15 protein-coding genes are annotated in these 16,221 nt (G+C 25.7%); 9 read left to right on the top strand and 6 right to left on the bottom strand.

The features are described from left to right. Genes B0175_RS01485 through B0175_RS01465 form a run of 5 tightly spaced genes read right to left on the bottom strand, consistent with a single transcriptional unit; the run spans position 1 to position 4,728 of the window. Complete coding sequence (locus B0175_RS01485) at positions 1–525, bottom strand: YceI family protein (RefSeq protein ID WP_108526960.1); 525 nt, start codon at positions 523–525, stop codon at positions 1–3. After that, on the bottom strand, positions 518–1,483 hold the full coding sequence (locus B0175_RS01480) for a hypothetical protein (RefSeq protein ID WP_047022503.1): 966 nt from the start codon (positions 1,481–1,483) through the stop codon (positions 518–520). The genes B0175_RS01485 and B0175_RS01480 overlap by 8 nt, the downstream gene beginning before the upstream one ends. Beyond that, positions 1,471–3,042 (bottom strand): hypothetical protein, encoded by a 1,572-nt coding sequence (locus tag B0175_RS01475; protein ID WP_108526959.1) that lies wholly within the window; start codon positions 3,040–3,042, stop codon positions 1,471–1,473. Before B0175_RS01475 ends, B0175_RS01480 begins: the two co-directional genes overlap by 13 nt. Next, positions 3,026–3,649, bottom strand: coding sequence for an ABC transporter ATP-binding protein (locus B0175_RS01470; protein WP_108526958.1), 624 nt, complete (start codon positions 3,647–3,649; stop codon positions 3,026–3,028). Before B0175_RS01470 ends, B0175_RS01475 begins: the two co-directional genes overlap by 17 nt. Continuing rightward, on the bottom strand, positions 3,646–4,728 hold the full coding sequence (locus tag B0175_RS01465; protein WP_108526957.1) for an ABC transporter permease: 1,083 nt from the start codon (positions 4,726–4,728) through the stop codon (positions 3,646–3,648). Before B0175_RS01465 ends, B0175_RS01470 begins: the two co-directional genes overlap by 4 nt. Before the next feature lie 199 nt (positions 4,729–4,927). On the opposite strand from B0175_RS01465, the gene B0175_RS01460 reads away from it, so the two are divergent. Continuing rightward, positions 4,928–7,576, top strand: coding sequence for an ABC transporter substrate-binding protein (locus B0175_RS01460; RefSeq protein ID WP_108526956.1), 2,649 nt, complete (start codon positions 4,928–4,930; stop codon positions 7,574–7,576). A 16-nt stretch (positions 7,577–7,592) separates the two neighbouring features. Here B0175_RS01460 and B0175_RS01455 read toward each other — a convergent pair whose 3' ends face one another. Continuing rightward, the gene (locus B0175_RS01455; RefSeq protein ID WP_108527064.1) at positions 7,593–8,156 is read right to left on the bottom strand and encodes a YkgJ family cysteine cluster protein; all 564 of its coding nucleotides are present in this window, start codon (positions 8,154–8,156) and stop codon (positions 7,593–7,595) included. 64 nt (positions 8,157–8,220) lie between these two features. On the opposite strand from B0175_RS01455, the gene B0175_RS01450 reads away from it, so the two are divergent. The 8 genes from B0175_RS01450 to B0175_RS01415 all read left to right on the top strand — a co-directional run bounded on the left by B0175_RS01450 (position 8,221) and on the right by B0175_RS01415 (position 16,216). Beyond that, positions 8,221–8,994, top strand: coding sequence for an inositol monophosphatase family protein (locus B0175_RS01450; RefSeq protein WP_108526955.1), 774 nt, complete (start codon positions 8,221–8,223; stop codon positions 8,992–8,994). Between the two features lie 49 nt (positions 8,995–9,043). Next, entirely contained in the window at positions 9,044–10,846 is a 1,803-nt protein-coding gene (gene glmS / locus B0175_RS01445) for a glutamine--fructose-6-phosphate transaminase (isomerizing) (protein ID WP_108526954.1), read from the top strand. Between the two features lie 179 nt (positions 10,847–11,025). Further along, positions 11,026–12,234 carry a methionine adenosyltransferase gene (gene metK, locus B0175_RS01440; RefSeq protein WP_210004221.1) on the top strand — a complete coding sequence of 403 codons (1,209 nt, stop codon included), beginning with the start codon at positions 11,026–11,028 and terminating at the stop codon, positions 12,232–12,234. 61 nt (positions 12,235–12,295) lie between these two features. Further along, positions 12,296–13,159, top strand: coding sequence for an acetyl-CoA carboxylase, carboxyltransferase subunit beta (gene accD / locus B0175_RS01435; protein WP_004510512.1), 864 nt, complete (start codon positions 12,296–12,298; stop codon positions 13,157–13,159). Between the two features lie 3 nt (positions 13,160–13,162). Continuing rightward, entirely contained in the window at positions 13,163–13,774 is a 612-nt protein-coding gene (locus B0175_RS01430) for a thiamine phosphate synthase (protein WP_108526952.1), read from the top strand. After that, the gene (locus B0175_RS01425; RefSeq protein WP_004510514.1) at positions 13,764–14,219 is read left to right on the top strand and encodes a 23S rRNA (pseudouridine(1915)-N(3))-methyltransferase RlmH; all 456 of its coding nucleotides are present in this window, start codon (positions 13,764–13,766) and stop codon (positions 14,217–14,219) included. Before B0175_RS01430 ends, B0175_RS01425 begins: the two co-directional genes overlap by 11 nt. 59 nt (positions 14,220–14,278) lie before the next feature. Continuing rightward, entirely contained in the window at positions 14,279–15,286 is a 1,008-nt protein-coding gene (locus tag B0175_RS01420; protein ID WP_108526951.1) for a hypothetical protein, read from the top strand. Continuing rightward, positions 15,287–16,216: a tRNA dihydrouridine synthase gene (locus B0175_RS01415; protein WP_004510516.1), complete on the top strand. Its 930-nt coding sequence runs from the start codon at positions 15,287–15,289 to the stop codon at positions 16,214–16,216. It abuts the gene before it with no gap. The last annotated feature ends 5 nt before the right edge of the window (positions 16,217–16,221 follow it).

The following is a 16,221-nucleotide window of genomic DNA, read 5'->3' as shown; positions in this document are numbered from 1 at the left end:
TTATCTTTTTAAATCAATTTTATAAGTAACATCAATTTGATTTCTAACTGTTAAAAAGAACATTGTTGGTGGTTCTAAATTAAAATCAGTTAGATTAAATGAAAATCCTCCATCAAATAAAATTTGATTATTTTGCTCACTTATATTGCTTTTTACTGTAATATCTTTTGAAACACCATTTAAAACAAGAACACCCTTAATATCGTAATTTATACCATTTTTTACAATATTTTTTATATCAAAAGAGATAGTTTTAAATTTTGGTTCATTTAGTAATTCGTACATATGAGCATCTCTATCTTTTTTTTCGCTAATTAAACTTAATGTATCGAAAAATATTTGACCTTTTATTGATTCTAAACTATTTTCAACTGTTAAATTAGCTTTTACCTCTTTTGTTGTTGGGTTGATTTCGCTATCACCAAAAACTTCTGTATGACCTTTTATCTCACCTGTTACTACTGATAAGTTGTTTGCATACAAACTAAAACTCAAAATTATTAAAAGAACTATTTTTTTAAACATATTTAATCTCCTTGTTATTTGGTAAATATTCTTTACTCATTACTCTAAAAATTGCAAATAAAAGAGTAATTGGAACAAAGAATATCAAATTAGCTAAAGCTATAGAAAGTCCAGCACCTGAAGCCATCCAACCTATAAATATCATATAAAATGAGATTGTTCTAAAATCTAATTTTTTTATAGATTGAAGAATTACTACATTGTAATATGAAATTACAAATGGGTAAATCAATGATAAAATAAAACCCTCCCTTAAAAAATAAAATAGATATGAAAGTGCAAAAAGAGTAAGTATTAATAACTCTTTTTGATTTTTTTCAATTTTAAAGAACAATGCACTAAATACACCAATTACATGAAATAATGCAATTTCAAAAGTAAAACCACCTCTCCAAATTGAAACAGCTAAATCTCTTGAAAGTGATTCAAATAGCGCAGAATCTAAAAATACCCATAAAATCATCATCAATAAAGAGTGACTTGTTGTATTTAGTTTTTCTCCTTCTTTCATAAAATTTAAAAATAAAGAACAAAATAGAGTTATCATCGTAAGAGTTACTGCAATAATCTCTCTTTGAGAAACTTCATAATTAAAAAGCATTGTTCCTGTAACATAAGATAAACTTAATGCAAGACCAAGTTCTAAAAATGTAGTTTTTTTAACTTCATTTATAATCAGTGGAGCCATACTTCCAACAACAAAACCTAAAATAAAAAGTGTTAATAAATTGTAATGTGGATACATAAAACTTAAAATTAGTTGTGCAACTAAAAATAGTGAAACTTTATTTTTTATTTTTATATATGAAACTAATAATGAACCTATAACTCCACCAATTGGAAGAGGAGCTATTAAAAATAAGTTTGATGAAAAATATTCAACAATTCCAGTTTGTGCTATAAGTAAGTAATAACATAACTCACTTGCAATAAAAAATATCAAAATTAATCTTTGCATAAAAACTCCTTTTTTTGAATAAAAATTAAATAAATGAAAACAAAAGATAAATCAAAAAGGCAAATTGCAAGAGCTTCAATTCCAAGTTTATCACTTGAATATAAGGCAAAAAACATAGAACTTGCAAATACTCTAATAATCACAGATAAATTTGTTAATAGCTGTTCATAACTTTCATTTTTTAAAGCTAAGTAGTGAATAATTCCTGTCGTACTTACAAAAGTAAAAACAACATATTCATAAACTCCACTAAAGCTAAAACCTAAAATCGGATATAAAAAACTTGCTAGTAGAATTAAAATTACTCCTCCAATTCCATCACTTAAAATTCCTATTAGATTGTATAATCGAAGTTTTGAGTAAGAAGTATTTATTTTTATAAAAGCAAATATAAAACTAAATGCAACAACTCCAAATAAAGATCTAAAAATCCATAATGTATGAGTTTCAAGTAAATTAAATCCAGCTTGTGTAAATCCTGAAATACTTAAAGCTGTAAAAATTCCTAAAATACCAATTAGATAAATTTTTAAAAATATATTTTTATGTAGTTCTTTTATATGATTTATAAACATTGAAATAACCATAAAAAATACTCCAATTCCCATAGCGACATGTGCATGAGCAACTATTAAATCATTTCTATGAAATATCCATCTAATTTCAGGAATGAACAAAATATTTCCTTCAACATCAACAAATAAAAAAGCTAAAATAGAAACTAATAGAGCTTTTTTAGCAACATCACTGATATTACTATCTTTGTACCATCTATATAAAAGTGGAACATATAAAAGAGTTAGATATTGTAAAAACCACTCTTGGTTGTATGATAGATGACCAATAAAAATTCTGTATAAAACTGAACTAAAATAAAAAATTGTTGGAATAATCCATAAAATATTCCATCTAGCTTTGAATTCACCCTCATTTAATAGTTTGATGATTAAATAATAAATAGGAATTAAAGCTAAACTCATTCCAAGTGTATTATCTCCATGAGGTCCAGATATTGTACTTTCAACTTGTCCAATTGTTGGATTCATCAAAATCAAAAGTGTAAATGGAGCAATTGTTACAACTCTTAAACACACTTTTATCCATAAAGGAAGAACTTTATAAAGTTTGATAAATTTGTATAAAGCCAAGATATAAAATAGTCCAGCAAATGCTAATAAAAAATTTAATTCATAAGCAAAATCATAAAAAGCTAAACCTCTATTTTTACCTAAAAGTAAAGACATAACCATAAAAACCAAAAATATATACCAAATAAGAGTATAAAGATTTAAGTATCTAAGTCCTTCATTTGAAATTCCAGCTTCTTTATTTATAAGCAAAAAAGGTAAATATGAAAGCATTAAAGGAACAAAACCATAAAGCATTAAACTTATATGAATTGCTCTCATATTCACAGGATTTAAAGTTTCAGAATCTATAATAAATCCTAATAAGTTTAATGAATAAACAATTCCAAAAAATAATCCTATTGCAAAAAAAGCAATAGATATTTTAAAATGTCTATTGATAAATTGTTCAAAATTAACTGATTTTTCCATCTTTCACCTCATAAATTTTATTTGCAAACTTTGCTAAATCTTTATCATGTGTAGCAACTATTATTGTTGTTCCACTTTCACTTAATTTTTTAAAGATTTCAAAAACGTTTAAAGAGTTTTTTGAATCTAAATTTCCTGTTGGTTCATCTGCGATTATTACTTTTGGTTTGTTTATCAAAGCTCTTGCTATTGCAACTCTTTGTTTTTGACCTCCTGAAATTTCGTTTGGATATTTATCTATTAGATTTTCTATTTTCAAAATTTTTAATAGATTATAAATTTCCTCATGTGTTGCTTTTTCTTTTGCGAGTTTTATATTTTCTTTAACTGTTAAATAGTTTATTAAATAATGAAATTGAAAGATAAAACCGATATTTGTTCTTCTAAAACTATCGATATCTTCTATATCTTTATAATTCTTTCCTTCAAAAAAAAGTTGACCACTTGTTTGTTTTAAAAGTGTAGATAAAAGTGATAAAAGTGTAGATTTTCCACTTCCGCTTTCACCTACTAAACATATAAATTCTCCTTTGTTTATTTGTAAATTTATATTTTCTAAAGCTAAATCTTTATTATAATAGTGTGTTAAATGAACTGCTTTTATCATATTTTATTTCCTTGAATAAGCTCAACTGGATCAGTTTTTGCAGCATTTAAAGCTGGAATTATTGAACCAATAATCGCCATTAAAATAGAAGTAACAAAGATATAAAAAGCTAGTTCAACAGATATTTCTCCATTTACATAACCTTGTAGAGTTTTTGCATTTTTTACAAAATACAAAGTTACATTTGAAATAATAAAGGCACAAATAAAACTAAAAACTCCAAGTAAAAAACTCTCAATCATTATTGAATAAACGATTTTTGAAGTTTTTATTCCTAAAGCTCTTTTTATTCCAAATTCAGCTTTTCTTTGATTTATTGTGATGCTCATAAGGCTTACAATTCCAAGTAAACCCATAGAAAAAGCAATAAATGAAATAACATTTGATGAAGTTTTTATGATTTTAAATTGGTTGTAGTTATCTACAAAATTTTGTGTTGATTTAACATCAATATCTTCTGATAAATTTTTAATCTCTTTTATAATATTTTCAACATCTGCATTTAAAGTTGTGTTTACTAAAATCATTGAAGCTGATTTATTAAAAATCTTTCCAGCATCATCTATATTTAAAACAACACCACCATTTTCAAAACCAATTTCACTTTTAAAAACTCCAGAGATTTTGAAACTTTTATTTGCAATTTGAATCTCATTTTTATTTACTAGTTGTTCAAATATTGATTTTCCAATAATTACTTCATTTTGTGATGGATATTTTCCTTGTGTTAAAGTGTAATTTTTAAATCTATTTTGCGTTACTCCATAAACTGCAATGATTGGAAGTTTTTCAACAGGACTTGCTCCTACAATCATCGCTGATGTATCTTTTATATCTTTTAAGTTATTTATTTGTTCAATTAAGTTGATATTTACATTTGAAAAAAATGTATCAGATATTTTTGCTTGAGTAACTATAATATCTCCATCACTTTTTAGAAGTGTTGAATACATAGAGATAACTCCATTTGAAATAGAACTAATCAAAAATATAGAAACTATCGAAAAAATCAGACTTAAAACGATTAAAAAGGTTTTTAGTTTATTTGCAAATAGTGCTTTAAAAGCATATGAAACCAAGATAACTCCTTTCTTATTTTTTGAAAGTTTAATCTTTGAATATGAATATATGATGAATTAAATATGAATTTTTGTTCATAATAATAATATTTTGAGTAATTAATAATTAATTATTATTAAAGTATTATTATCGTTTTATTTTTATTCTACAAAAATATAAAAATCCAAATAATTCGCAATTTAAAAGGTTAAAGTCTAAATGAAAAAAATATTTCTAATAATTATTTTTATATGCACTTCATTAATTTCAAATGAGCAAAAAAATGTAACTTTACAACTTCCTTGGAAATATCAATTCCAATTTGCAGGATATATAATCGCGAAAGAAAAAGGTTTTTATAAAGATTCGGGTTTAGATGTTGATTTAAAAGAGTGGCAAGAAAACTTAAATACAATTGAAAACTTAGATAATGGAAAAATAGAATATGCTGTTCTTCGACCAACTTCTATGATTGATATTTCAAAAGGAAAAGAGTTGATTTATTTAGCAACAATTTTTCAATCAAGTCCTTTAGTGTTACTTGTTGATAAAAGTTCAAATATTACATCATTAAGCGAATTAAAAAATAAACGAGTTATGACTTCAGGTGATTTAAGTGCAGACGTTTCTCTTTTATCTATGATATTTTCTCAAGGTTTAAAACTCAAAGATTTAATAATTCAAACACCATCATTTAATACAAAAGATTTATTAGATGGTAAAACAGATTTAATTGCATCATATATTTCAAATGAACCTTATGTTTTAAAAGAGTTAGGTGGAAATCCAGTGATTTTTAATCCAAAAGATTTTGGGTTTGATTTTTATAGTGATATTTTAGCTACAAGTAAAAAATATTCAGAAAATCAAAAAGATGAGGTAAAAAGATTTAAAGAAGCATCTTTAAAAGGTTGGGATTATGCTTTTTCAAATATAAATGAAACAGTTGAAATAATTTATAAAAAATATAATTCTCAAAATAAATCAAAAGAAGCTTTGATTTATGAAGCAAATGAACTAAAAAAATTGGCTTATCATAACACAAATGAAATAGGAAAAATAACACCAGAAAAACTAGAAAAAATTTTTAGTATTTATAAAGTTTTAGGATTAGCACAAAATACAATAGATTTTACAAATATTATTTTTAATGATTTAAGTATAAATGAATTTGATTTGAATATGAAAGAGGAAGCCTATTTAGAAGATAAACAACCTATAAAAATGTGTATAGATTCTGATTGGAATCCTTATGAAAAATTGGATGCAAATAACAAATATACAGGAATTGGAGCTGATTATTTTAGTATAGTAGAAAAACATTTATCAACAAAATTTGAAGTAGTAAAAACGACTTCTCAGGATGAAACAATAGAATTTATTAAAAATAAAAAATGTGATTTTTCATCTTTAGTTATTAAAACACCAAAAACTGAAAATGAGTTAAAACTTACAAGTACTATTTTTAAAGTTCCTTTAGTAATCGCTACAAAACTTGATGTCTCTTTTATTAATAAAATTGAAGATATAAAAAATAAAAAAATAGCAATTTCAAAAGATTATGTAAATATTGATTATTTTAGAAATAAATATTCAAATTTAAATATTATTGAAGTTGAAAATACAAAAGAGGGTTTAAAACAACTAAAAGAAGGCAAAATTTACGCATTTATTGGTTCTTTATATAGTGTTGCATATAAGATTCAAACAGAATATTCAAGTCATTTGAAAATTGCAGGAAAAACAAGTGATGAAATAGAGTTTGTATCTGGTATAAATAAAGATGACAGAATATTATTTGATGTTTTACAAAAAACAATAAATGCAATACCTTCTAGCCAAATCAAAGAGTTGATAGATAAATGGGCATATACTATATATGAAAAAGATATAGATTATGTTTTATTATGGCAAATAATTTTACCATTTATAGTGATTTTTTTGTTTATTTTATTTTTTTACGTGAAATTAAAATTTTTAAATAGAAGATTATCTGAACAGAAAAAATTTATTAATACAATTTTAGATATTCAACCAAATATGATTTTTATTATAAATGATTTTGGACCTATTTTTGCAAATAAATTTTTTCTTGAATTTTTTGATTGTAAAGATTTGAAAGAGTTTCAAGATAAACACCAATGTTTAATATATACTTTTTTACAAGAAGAGTTGTTTTTTCATTTAGGAAAAATCAAAAATGATTCTAGTTGGATTGAAAATATTTTAAACTTAGATTTAGAAAAAAGAATAGTTTCTATTATTCATCCTTTAACAGAAACAAAAAAAGTATTTAATATTTCAGTAGTTGAATTGGAAAATGAAAAATATTTGATATCTCTTACTGATATAAGTGATACTATTTTAAAACAAATATTATTAGAAGATAAAACAAACCATGATAAATTAACTGGTGCATTTAATAGAGAATATTATGAATCACATTTTAAATTGATTGTAAAAGAGTACACAAAAGAAGATATATTAGTTTTTGCTATATTGGATATTGATTTTTTCAAAAAAGTAAATGATACTTATGGACACAATACAGGTGATAAAGTTTTAAAAGAGTTTGTAAATGTTATTAAAAAATCTTCAAGAAATGATGATTTATTGATTCGTTGGGGAGGAGAAGAGTTTATTTTACTTTTAAAAGTTAAAACTACACATAATGCAAGAAAAGTTTTAGAAAATATTAGAAAAGCTATTGAAGAAAATCATTTTGAAGAAGTTGAACATATAACTTGCTCTATTGGTGCAACGATTTATAAACAAAACGAAAAAACAGAAGATATATTTCAAAGAGCAGATGAAGCTTTATATAACGCAAAAGAAAAAGGTAGAAATCAAGTAATAATTAAAATATAAATAATTTTTTTATATTTTAAAGCTCTAATTTGTGTAAGTTTTTAAGTGAAAGTATATGTAGTTTTAAATAACTAGAATTTTCATTTCCTATGTATTTATAAAAATTTTCATTTTTTATATTATAAACGAGTTGAAAATCTTCTTTTTTAAGATTTTCAAATTCAAAATGAGTCTCTATATATTTTTCTTGATAGTTTTTAAAATAACTTTCTTCAAACTTAAAAGGCTCTTCTCCTTTATTTATTTCAGGGCAAGAACTATCTATATAAATTTGATTATCTAAATTTGGACTTAAAGGATAAGTTTTACATACAATTGGACGATTTTCATAAATCGTACATTTAAAGTTTTTTAAATGTGGGCAAAAATCAAAGCCATTAGACAACAAAATAACAGGTTTTATAAAACCTAAAGTTCCAAATATAAATAATATAGGAAAATTTTTATAAACGGATTCAAACTCTTCTTTTAAGATTTGAGAATATATGCTTCCATATAAACCACTACAACAATGTGCTTGACAATTTTTACAATTTCCAAAAGTAAAGTTTTGATTTAAAGTAGGAATAAAATCTTTCATAAAAAGGATTTTACATATATTTTGTTTCAATTAGATAAAATACTGAAAAAATTTAGGAAATCCTATGAAAAAGAAATTAATAAAAATTATAAAAAAAGCTGGAAAAATACTTAAAAATGGTTATTATTCAGATAAAGAAGTATCTTTTAAAGCAAAAAAAGATTTAGTGACAAAATATGATATTGCTGTTGAAAACTATCTAAAAAAACATTTTAGTAAACATTTTCAAGAGTTTAATATCATAGCTGAAGAGTCAGATAACTCAAAAGTAGAGTTTAATAATTCAATTATAATTGATCCAATAGATGGAACTACAAATTTTGTAAATGGTGTTCCACATACAGCTATATCTGTTGGAGTTTATAAAAACAAAAAACCTTTTTTAGCTGTTGTTTATAATCCAATTTTAGATGAGTTATATTTTGCTAGAGCGGGAAAAGGTGCTTTTTTAAATGGTAAAAAATTAAAAGTAAGTAATGAAGAAGATTTACAAAAATCACTTATTGCTACAGGATTTCCATATACAAGTGGTTCAAATGAAAGTGATTTAAAAGATATTTTGAAAAAAATAAAAGATGTTTTACCTTTTTGTCAAGATTTAAGAAGATTAGGAAGTGCTTCTATTGACTTATGCCTTGTTGCAAGAGGAACTTTTGAGGGATATTATGAGATGAATTTAAAACCTTGGGATGTAAGTGCTGGAGTTTTAATTTTAAGTGAAGCAGGTGGAAGAATCACGAATATAAGTGGTGGAGAGTATAATTTATTTGAAGATAAATATATAGTGGCAACAAATGGAAAAATACATAATAAATTAATTGAAAAACTAAATATTTAGTGATTATTCAATATAATCAATCTTGAAAAATATATAAAGGTTTTATAGAATGTGTGGAATAGTTGGATATATAGGTAAAAAAAATACTACAAAATTATTATTAGATGGTTTAAAAGAGTTAGAGTATAGAGGTTATGATAGTGCTGGAATCGCTGTACTTAAAGATGATAATATTGATGTTTTTAAAGCTTTAGGAAAACTTGTAAATTTAGAAGAAAAAGTAAATAGTGTACCTTCTAAAGATTATGATTTAGGAATTGGACATACAAGATGGGCAACTCATGGTAAACCAACAGAACTAAATGCTCATCCACATTTAGGAGAGTATTCTTATGTAGTTCATAATGGAATAATTGAAAACTATAAAGAGTTAAAAGATGAGTTAACACAAAAAGGACATAAATTTGTTTCTCAAACAGATACAGAAGTTATAGTTCATCTTTTTGAAAATTATAATAACCAATTAAATGACGCTACAAAAGCTTTTCAAAACACAGTTTCAAGACTTGAAGGTGCTTTTTCAATTCTTCTAATCTCAAAAGCAGAACCTAAAAAAATATTTTTCTATAAACTAGGAAGTCCTTTAATCGTTGCACGAGGAATTGAAGAAAATGAAGTTTTATTTGCTTCATCTGATGCTCCACTTATTGGTTTAGCAAATGATGTTGTTTATTTAGAAGACAAAGTTGGTGGAGTTGCAACTGCTTCAGGTATAGAATTTTTCAGTGATAATCATAAATGGAGTACATTACCAACATCAAAACAGTTTGCTCAAAAAGATGGATATAGATTTTTTATGGAAAAAGAAATTTATGAGCAAAGTAGTGTAGTTAGTGATTGTATGTTGGGAAGAATAAAAGATAATGAAATTTTATTTGATGAAATTGATAAATCAATAATTGATGGAATAAATGAGATAAAAATTTGTGCTTGTGGTACTTCATATCACGCTGCTCTTACTTCTTCATATTTATTTGAGAGAATTTCTAAAATAAAATGTAGTGTTGAAGTAGCAAGTGAATTTAGATATAAAGAACCACTTTTAACTAAAGATACTTTATTTATAGTTATTTCTCAAAGTGGTGAAACTGCTGATACTTTAGAAGCTTTAAAAATGGCAAAAAATGCAGGATTAAAAACTTTAGTAATTTGTAATGTTGATAACTCTTCTATGACAAGAACGGCTGATTTTACTATTCTTACAAGAGCTGGAATTGAAAAAGGTGTTGCTTCAACAAAAGCATTTTCTACTCAAACAGTTGTTCTTTGGATGTTATCTTTATATTTTGCAAAAGTAAAAAATGTAATTTCAAATGAAAAATTAGAAGTTGAACTTCACACTTTAAGAGAAGTTCCAAAATCACTTTGTATTAGTGACAAAATACATGAAAAAACAAGAAGATTATCAAAAAGATATTTACATGGACATGGATTTTTCTTCATTGGAAGAGATGTATTTTATCCATTGGCTTTAGAAGGTGCTTTAAAACTAAAAGAGATTTCTTATTTACATGCAGAAGGTTATCCAGCAGGTGAAATGAAACATGGTCCTATTGCTCTTGCAGACCCAGAACTTTTTACAATCGCACTTATGCCACAAAATTTACTTTATGATAAAATTAAATCAAACGTAGAAGAACTTAGTGCTAGAGATAGTACTATTTGTGCTATTTCTGCACTTGATTTTGATTTGGCTGATGATTTTATAAAAATAAATAAATCAGAACACTATATGTTAGAGTTTTTTGAAATGTTGGTTGTTTTACAACTTTTATCTATGGAAATTTCAATAAGACTTGGGAATGACGTAGATATGCCAAGAAATTTGGCTAAATCTGTGACTGTCGAATAAATATAAAACATATAAGTTAAATTTCGTTAAAATAAGAAACTTTTTCCCTTTTGGGGAAATTGAATTCTTTAAATTTTTATTTTAATTTTCTTAACAATTATAAGAGATAAAAAAATGGAAAACAAAAGATGGAAAACAACTCAAGCAAAGCTTGTGGAAAACAAAGGATGGAAAACAAAATGGAAAAAAAATCTCAATACTTATTTACAAGTGAAGTAGTAAGCCCTGGACACCCTGATAAATGTGCTGATATTATTGCAGATTCAATAGTTGATAGATTAATAATAGAAGATAATAATAGTAGAGTTGCAAGTGAAGTTTTTGTAGCTGGAAAACACATAGTTATTGGTGGTGAAGTAAAATCTAATGCAAAATTATCACAAAATGATTATGAAAAAATAGTAAAAGATGCATTAGCAAAAATTGGATATGACGGAAAAAGTGCATTTACAAAAGAACAAGCACTTCATCCTGATGATGTAAAAGTACAAGTTTTATTAAATCAGCAAAGTCCTGATATTTCTCAAGGAGTTGACCAAACAACTGGAGAAATTGGAGCAGGTGATCAAGGAATTATGTTTGGATTTGCTTCAAATGAAGCAGATGAATTTATGCCTGCAGCAATAGTTTATGCAAGAAAACTTTGTGATACAGTTTATAATTATGCTTTAAAAAATAATCAAAAATTAGGGGTTGATATAAAAACTCAAGTTACTGTTGATTATGGTACAAAAGAGAATTTTGAAAATTGTAAACCACAAAAAATTCATACAATAGTTGTAAGTGCTCCTTCTGTTGAAGGAATGCCAATTGAAGAAGTAAGAACATTGATTCAAGGCTTAATTGACAACTCTGGATTACCTGATAAATTGTATGATAAAAATAGTACAATTATTCATATAAATCCAACAGGAAGATATGTAAATCACTCATCATTACATGATAGTGGTTTAACAGGAAGAAAACTGATTGTTGATTCTTTTGGTGGATATGCACCTATTGGTGGTGGAGCACAAAGTAGTAAAGATTACACTAAAGTTGATAGAAGTGGACTTTATGCTGCAAGATGGATAGCAAAACATATAGTTGCTTCTGGACTTGCTAAAAAAGCAATAGTTCAAATATCTTATGCTATTGGAGTTGCACGTCCAACATCAGTTGCTGTTGATACAATGGGAACTTATACAAAACATAATGATGATGTATTATCAGCTTTTGTTATGGAAAATTTCCCATTAACACCAAGATGGATTACACAAAAATTTGCTTTGGATAAACCAAGTGTTGATACTTTCCTTTATGCAGATGTTGCTGCACGTGGACAAGTAGGACAAAGTGATTATCCTTGGGAAAAATTAGATGAATTAGAGAAATTTAAAAATCTTTAAATAAAATAGTAAAAAAAGAAAGGTTCCTTTTAAATTGGGAACCAATTTAAAAGGAGTATATATGGATTTAAAAAACTTGTTTAGCAAAATATCTTTTGATAGTAAAAAAGAACAACCAACAAAAAAAGATGCACCAACTCACTGGATAAAATGTCCAAATTGTAGTGCATTAATGTTTTTTAAAGAGGTAGAAAATCAAGATAATGTTTGCCCCAAATGTAGTTTCCATATGAGAATTGGTGCAAAAAGAAGAATAGAAATTCTATCTGATGAAAATAGTTTTGTTGAATTTGATGCAGATTTAAAACCAAATGACCCTTTAAAATTTGTAGATAAAACTTCTTATAAAAAAAGAGTTGAGGAAGCTTTTGATAAAACAGGAAGAACATCTTCTGTTGTAAGTGGAGAATGTACTATAAATTCAATTCCTGTTCAAATGGTAGTTTTTGATTTTTCTTTTATGGGTGGAAGTTTAGGAAGTGTTGAAGGTGAGAAGATAGTAAGAGCTGTAAATAGAGCTATTGAAAAAGAGCAAGGTTTAATTATTGTATCAGCTTCTGGAGGAGCTAGAATGCAAGAATCAACTTTTGCTTTAATGCAAATGGCAAAAACTTCTGCAGCACTTAAAAAACTTGATCATGCAAAACTTCCATATATCTCTATTTTAACAGATCCTACAATGGGAGGAGTTTCTGCTTCATTTGCTTTTTTAGGTGATATTATTATGGCTGAGCCAGGAGCATTAATTGGATTTGCAGGACAAAGAGTTATTAAGCAAACAATTGGTGCAGATTTACCAGAAGGTTTCCAAAGAGCAGAATTTTTACTTGAAAAAGGTTCTATTGATATGGTTGTTAATAGATCTAAGATGAAGCAAACTTTGACAGATTTATTAACAATGTTTCAAAGAGAAAAAATTAGTTAATAAATGATTTCAAATTTAGAAAAAGCTTTGGGTTTTAAACTTGAAGCTTTCAACTACTTATATGTTTTATGTGATTATGAAACGCTACTTAAAAAAAATATTTCTTTAGAAACTTTTGTTGATTTATGTAGAAAAAAAGATGTAAAAATTATCCAATATAGAGATAAAATTTCATCTTTGGAAGAACAAAAAATAAATCTTTTATATTTTAAATCAAAATTGAATATCCCAATAATTGTAAATGATAAAATAGAACTTATAGATTTTGCAGATGGTTTACACTTAGGTCAAGAAGACTTAGAAAAAATTCATAAAGATAAAAATCTTGCTATAAAACTTGTAAGAATTAAAATCAAAGATAAACTACTTGGACTTTCAACTCACAATGAAATAGAGATTTTAGAAGCAAATGAATTGAACTTAGATATGATTGGTCTTGGAGCTTATAAACAAACTAATACAAAAGATGTAAGCAATATTTTAGGTGAAAAAATCAGTTATTTAGCAAAAATTTCTAAACATTCAGTTTGTGCTATTGGTGGCGTAAAAATAGAAGATAAGATTTTAAATGTAAAATTTAATGTTGTTGGAAGTGGATTTTTTGATGAAAATTAATATTTATGCAATATTAAAACCAACAGCTGATAATTTTGACCAAATTATAAAAGAGTTTATAAAAATGTCGTCAAAATATGCAAAAGTTGAAGTTCATTATATATTTAATAAAAATATAGCAAAAGCCCAAACTATTGGAGAAAAAGAGTCTCAACTTGCATATTCTCAAACATATGAACCTTTGTTAAAAGGTTATAACATTGCACTTGATGTTTTAGGCAAAAGAGTTGATACTTATGCCTTTTCATCATTAATTGATAATAAAAATGAAGTTAATTTTTTTATTGGTGGTGCGTATGGATTTCAAAGAGAGTTTTTAAATAAGTGTGATAGTGTAATTTCACTAAGTGATTTAACAATGGCTCATAAAGTGGCAAATGTTGTTTTAACTGAGCAGATATTTAGAAGCTTATGTATTCAAAATAATCATCCATATCATAAGTAATTTATAAACATTTTTGTATAATCAAAACTTAAAAAAAAGAAGTTCTAAAAGGAGATAAGATGGGGCTTAAAAGATATATTGTTTCTACTGTAATTTTAGCTATTTTGTTATTTGGATTTTTATATAGTTTAGAGTTAGGTGATTACGAAATTTCACTATTTGGATATAGTCAAATTTTACCAGTTTCAGTTTGGATTATTTTACCATTCTTGTTTTTAGCAATAGCTACATATTTACATTTATTTTTTTATGCTGCATGCGATTTCTTTAAAAAATGGGCAGTATCAAAAGACCATGAAACAATGATAGAGTTTATAAATTCTCAATTACTTGGAAAAGATAATAATGCAAAATTTAGAACAAAAAAATTCAAAGAATTATTTGCTGTTTTATCTCAACTTAATATATCTGTTAAATCTGAAACTTTTACTTCTTTAAATGAAGATTTAAATAAAACTGTTGCAGCTGTACAAGATATAAATAAAGGAAAATTTGTTAAATCTGTAAAATTAAATGAAAATTCTGATTTAGCAAAACAAAATCTTTTAAATAAAATAGAAGAACAAGTTGATTTTGCAGTTGATGTTATAAAAAAACCAGAAAATTACTCTTTTGATGTAGTTAAAAAAGCTTTCTTAAAAGTTTTAAGTGAAAAAACTATGACTACAATTAAAAAACTTTATAAAAATATTAAATTAGATAAAGAGTTAGCTCAAAAACTTTTTGAAAAAGATGCTTTAAATAATGAATTTGGGTTTACTCAAGAAGAAATTTTAGCATTAGTAAAAGAGCTTAATTTTGATAAAAAAGATTATTTAAATTTAGCAAAAACTTATGAAAAAATATTAAATCCAGATGAAATCATCTCAATTTTCGAAAAACTATCATCTGAAAATGATGAAGCAACTACAGCATATTTACATGTCTTATGTGAGTTTGAAATGATTGATAAATTAAGAGAAGTATTAGCAAATACACAAGAAAATGAGTTCCTTCCTTTTAAAGCACTTTTAGATTTAAAAGATGCTGGAAAAAAATATAATGTAGAAACTCTATCATATAAATAAATGAATAAACTCGACTTTACAAGACCTTTAGTGGTGTTAGCACCACTTGCAGGTTATACAGATTTACCTTTTAGAAGTGTTGTTAAAAAATTTGGTGCTGATTTAACTATTTCAGAAATGATTAGTTCAAATGCTTTAGTATATAAAAGTGCAAGAACACTTAAAATGGTAGAAAAATCTCCTACTGAAGATCCATATTTTGTACAAATTGCAGGAAATAGTGTTGATTTAGTTAAAGCTGCAGTTGAAATTTTAAATGATGTTGAAGGCATTGATGGAATTGATTTAAATTGTGGATGTCCTGCTCCAAAAGTTTTTAATCATGGCTCTGGTTCAAATCTTTTAGGAGATTTAAAAAAACTTGAAGAGATTTTAAGTACAGTAAAAAAATACTCTAAAAAACAATATACAAGTGCAAAAGTAAGACTTGGAGTAAATGAAAAAATTCCAGTTGAAATTGGAAAAGCAGTTGAAGCTTGTGGTGTTGATTTTGTATCTGTTCATGGAAGAACACGAGCTGGGAAATATAAAGCTCCAGTTGATTATGATGCAATAAAACAGATGAAAGAAGCTATTTCAATTCCAGTTATTGCAAATGGTGATATTAAAGATTATGCAAAAGCTAAAGAAGTTTTAGAATATACAAAAGCAAACGGAGTGATGATAGGACGAGGTGCTATTGGAAAACCTTGGGTATTTTATCAACTAAAACATGGAATTGAAGATATCTCAAATGAAATGAAAAAAGAGATTATTTTAGAACATTTTGATTCTATGATAAATTTTCATGGGAATCATGGTGCTATAATGTTTAGAAAACTTTTACATTCATATTCAAAAGGTTACACAGGAGCTAATGAGTTTCGAGATATTGTAAACAAAGTTAGTGAAGTTGATGTTATGAGAGATATGATAGAAAACTTTTTTTAATAACT

Origin of the sequence: Arcobacter lacus, assembly GCF_003063295.1 — a bacterium.
In the GTDB taxonomy this organism is placed as follows: Bacteria; Campylobacterota; Campylobacteria; order Campylobacterales; family Arcobacteraceae; genus Aliarcobacter; species Aliarcobacter lacus.
Note: the sequence above shows the minus strand (reverse complement) of the source record. Positions and strands in the feature narration are given on the sequence as shown.